The 1,061-nt window shown below is 30.1% G+C and carries 2 protein-coding genes; both read left to right on the top strand.

The genetic code is table 11. The annotated features are described in order from the left end of the window. Positions 1–235 (top strand): hypothetical protein (locus FLA105534_RS23460; protein WP_173968495.1); only part of this gene is annotated, 235 nt, incomplete at its 5' end. A 304-nt stretch (positions 236–539) separates the two neighbouring features. Then, on the top strand, positions 540–818 hold the full coding sequence (locus tag FLA105534_RS23465) for a hypothetical protein (protein ID WP_173968496.1): 279 nt from the start codon (positions 540–542) through the stop codon (positions 816–818). Positions 819–1,061 lie beyond the last annotated feature (243 nt).

Below are 1,061 nucleotides of genomic sequence, written 5' to 3' on the forward strand. Positions count from 1 at the left end.
ATTATTATCAAGACCTAATTATTTAAAAATTGATGATAATCATTATAAATTGAATGCGTTAGAAAATTTTTTTAATAAATCAATTTATGAAAAAAATGACGTTAGTTTAGTTGATGAAATTATTAAAGAAATAATCGATACTAGAACATACAAAATAGATTATTTAATATCTTTTGACGAAGGCTTGAATAATTATGCTTTGTCGAAAGGAATTCAAATATATACTCCAAAATAACTGTTGCTAACAGCTAGAGTTTCGTTGGGCTTGAAAAGCCAACAGTGAAACTCCTGTTGAATGGAACCGATTACCTGTCCGACTACGATGGGGTTTTCGTAAAGTTTAGAGAGAATTATAAGAGGATTTAGTATCCTCTAAACTGCTTGCAGTGCGAGAATGTTAGTGACAAGCGACCAACAAAACGAAAAATATGAATAATGAACCTGCAAAATATTTAGATAATATCCTGAAAATTCTTGTAAAAGACTTTGGAAATTCTCTTTCCATTTAAGAAATTCAAAATCAACTTACACCAATTAAAATGGTCGGTCAAAAAGGAGACATGCAATTCAGTCCTGACCTGTTAGTTGATTTGCAACATGCAATAGCATATCTTGTAAAATTAGAATTGATAATCATAATTATTGCAGATGGACGGATTATCCTTACTTACAAAGGGTTTGTGAAAATAAAAAAGAATAGCTTTTCAAAACAAGTTAGAGACAAATCTGCAAACCAATTTTTACAAAGATTAGCATTGATATTACCGATAATAATTTCTTCATTGGCACTTTGGTTTTCATTATCGAAAAACCCTTAATTAACAAAAGAAAAAAATAATCTTGATTCTAGTACTGTCACAAATAAAGTGCACTCTCCGAAGAGTTCTCATGAAAAGCTATACGAATCTATCTTGACTTCGTATTCATAACATTTCTAAAACAAAAAAAAGAGACTCAAAAGTTAAAAGTGGTCGGAAGAAATTCCGGCCACTTATGTTTTATATACTTTTTGCGGATCTCCTCCTGAAAGTATTATCATTACTGCAGTAATTAACTCTCTT

Origin of the sequence: Flavobacterium collinsii (genome assembly GCF_902804485.1) — a bacterium.
GTDB classification, from domain to species: domain Bacteria; phylum Bacteroidota; class Bacteroidia; order Flavobacteriales; family Flavobacteriaceae; genus Flavobacterium; species Flavobacterium collinsii.